This is a genomic window from Lentzea indica (assembly GCF_012184385.1).
In the GTDB taxonomy this organism is placed as follows: Bacteria; Actinomycetota; Actinomycetes; order Mycobacteriales; family Pseudonocardiaceae; genus Lentzea; species Lentzea indica.
Genome location: NZ_VSRL01000491.1, coordinates 1 through 2294 on the forward strand (window position 1 = coordinate 1; position 2294 = coordinate 2294).

Genomic DNA, 2294 nt, shown 5'->3' on the forward strand with positions numbered 1-2294 from the left:
AAGATCTGGAATTCGCGCGGAAGTTCATCACCTGGAACAACCTCGGCCACGGCATCCAGCGCGTCGACGCCTGCCGCACCCAGGACGGAAACCTCCTCCAGTTCGACCAGGAGGAGGTGGGTCTGGCCCTCGCGCGGGCGTTGGTCGACGCGGATGGCGGCCGGCTGGAGCTGTCCACGGCGCGGCCGGCGACGTTCGCGGTGTTCCTGCCGGTGCCGAAGGCTCAGGACGTGGTCGGGATTCCCTGGAAGGCGCCCAGCACGCCGCGCTGACGGGTCACGAGTGGCCGAGAGCTTCCTCGTCGCTCAACGGCCGCTGCCTGCGGGCGTTCTCCTCGGGGAACACCCACGTCTTGTAGCCGTACCAGCGGAAGGCCATCGCGATGAGCGTGCCGATGATCTGCGCGCTCAGGAAGTCCGAGACCTCCTCCGCGAGCCGCGACACGTGCGGCTCCTGCAGGTGGAACGCGTACCGCGCGATGTACAGCGGTGCCGAGTTCAGCACGATGCCGATGCCGTTCACGAGGAAGAACAGGGCCGCCTCGTGATGGCGTTCGCGGCCGCCGCGGGTGCGGAACGACCACTCCCGGTTCAGGACGTACGACACGATCGTGGCGACCAGGGTCGCGATGATCTTCGCTGTCACCGGGTTGTTCGGCAGGACGACCGTCTTGATCCCGAAGAACAGGACCGTGTCGATCACGAAGCAGGTGCCCCCGACGAGGGCGAACTTCACCAGTTCACGATGCTTCAGCGCGATCGACCGGATCGGCTCCGGAAACCGGGAGACCACTGTTTCGGCTAGAGACACGGGACGAGTCTACGGAGATCGGGTGAACACGTCGGTCCGGTCGAGCACCGGCGTCGGGGAACACCCAGCGCCGCATCGCCCAGAACTTGAAGCCGGTGGCGAGCAGCATGCCGATGATCGAGCCGGAGACGAAGTCCGCGATCTCCTCGGTCATCACCGTGACGAACGGTGCCTGAAGGCCGAACAGGTGCCGTGACAGCCACAGCGGGATGATGTTGATGGCCACGCCCAGGCCGCTGACCAGGAAGAACAGCGCGGCCTCGTGGTGGCGCTCGCGGCCGCCGCGGGTGTGGAACGACCATTCGCGGGACAGCACGTACGAGGCGATGATCGCCACCAGCACGCCGATGACCTTCGCCGTGACGACCTTGTCGGTCAGCACGGTGAGCTTGAGCGCGTACCAGACACCGTTGTCGATGAGGAACGTCGTGCCGCCGACCAAGGCGAACCGGATCATCTCGCGGTGCTTGTGCAGCAGGAACTGGAGTGGTTCTGGCAACCGGCTCATGGCACGGCGAACGACTGGCAGCACCACGCCAGCTTACGGATCAAGGTAACGGTGGCTACCTCCGGGTGTTACTTTTCGCAACCCAGAGGTGCGTGACCTGCACGTTCAGTGACGACAAAAGATCAACTTTTGATCAACTCCGCGCCGGCGTGCACGGCCACCCGAGCAGGTCCGGGATCAGCGGCGGGCGCCAGCCCGGCCACGGCTCGCACGGGTGGGACGTCGGCGGTGGCGTGGTTGGCACCGGCGTCGAAGGTGGCACCGTGGGCGGTGGAACGGTCGTCGACGGCGGGAGCACCGGCGGCAGGGTCGGCGACGGCAGCGTCGGCACGGTCGGCGTGCCCGGCTTCGTGGGATCGATCGGCTTCACCGGCGGAGTGGTGGTGGTCGTCGTCGGTGGAACCGTGGTCGGCGTGGACGTGGGCGGCGGCTTCACCGGATCCTCGATCGGCGGGTGGTCCGGGTGCAGTTTCACCGGCACCGTCACGGACTTCGTCGCGTTGCCCAGCGACGCCGTGACGGTGATCGTCCCGCCCCGGTGCGGCAGCCCGAACGCCCACACGGACATCCGGAACTTCTCGCCCTTCTCCAGATCGGTGACGCAGTGGATCGAGTTCTTGTCGGTCCGCGAGCACTCACGGCAAGGCGTGAACACCACGATGTTCTCCGACGACGTCACGTCCAGCTTCAACGTGCCCGCCCGCGGACCCTTGTTGAGCACCTGCACGTCCACGCGCGGGTCCCAGTACACCTCGTGCCACGTCGACACCGTGAGCTCGATGTCGTCATTCACCGGTGGCACGTTGACTTCGACGCTGACGTTGACCGAGATCGACGACCCCGCGCTGATGGTGCCGGTGATCGTGCCCGGCTGGGCGTCAGTAGTCGCCCGCAGGCGGAACAGGAACGTCGCCTGCCCGCCGGGCGCGATGCCCTGCGGCGTCGAGCACGTGATCGTGCCGCTGCCCGCCGGGCA

Annotated in this window: 2 protein-coding genes and 2 pseudogenes; 1 reads left to right on the forward strand and 3 read right to left on the reverse strand. The window is 67.0% G+C overall.

Annotated features, from left to right (window positions below):
- Positions 1-272: pseudogene (locus tag FXN61_RS53995) on the forward strand (hypothetical protein); the annotation flags it as partial.
- 4 nt (positions 273-276) lie between these two features.
- Here FXN61_RS53995 and FXN61_RS48855 read toward each other — a convergent pair.
- From FXN61_RS48855 to FXN61_RS48865, 3 genes and pseudogenes are all read right to left on the reverse strand, one after another.
- Positions 277-810 carry a GtrA family protein gene (locus FXN61_RS48855; protein ID WP_167980553.1) on the reverse strand — a complete coding sequence of 178 codons (534 nt, stop codon included), beginning with the start codon at positions 808-810 and terminating at the stop codon, positions 277-279.
- Positions 740-1339, reverse strand: a complete 600-nt coding sequence (locus FXN61_RS48860) for a GtrA family protein (protein ID WP_376770831.1) — start codon at positions 1337-1339, stop codon at positions 740-742. The genes FXN61_RS48855 and FXN61_RS48860 overlap by 71 nt, the downstream gene beginning before the upstream one ends.
- A gap of 112 nt (positions 1340-1451) precedes the next feature.
- A pseudogene (locus FXN61_RS48865) lies at positions 1452-2294 on the reverse strand (hypothetical protein); the annotation flags it as partial.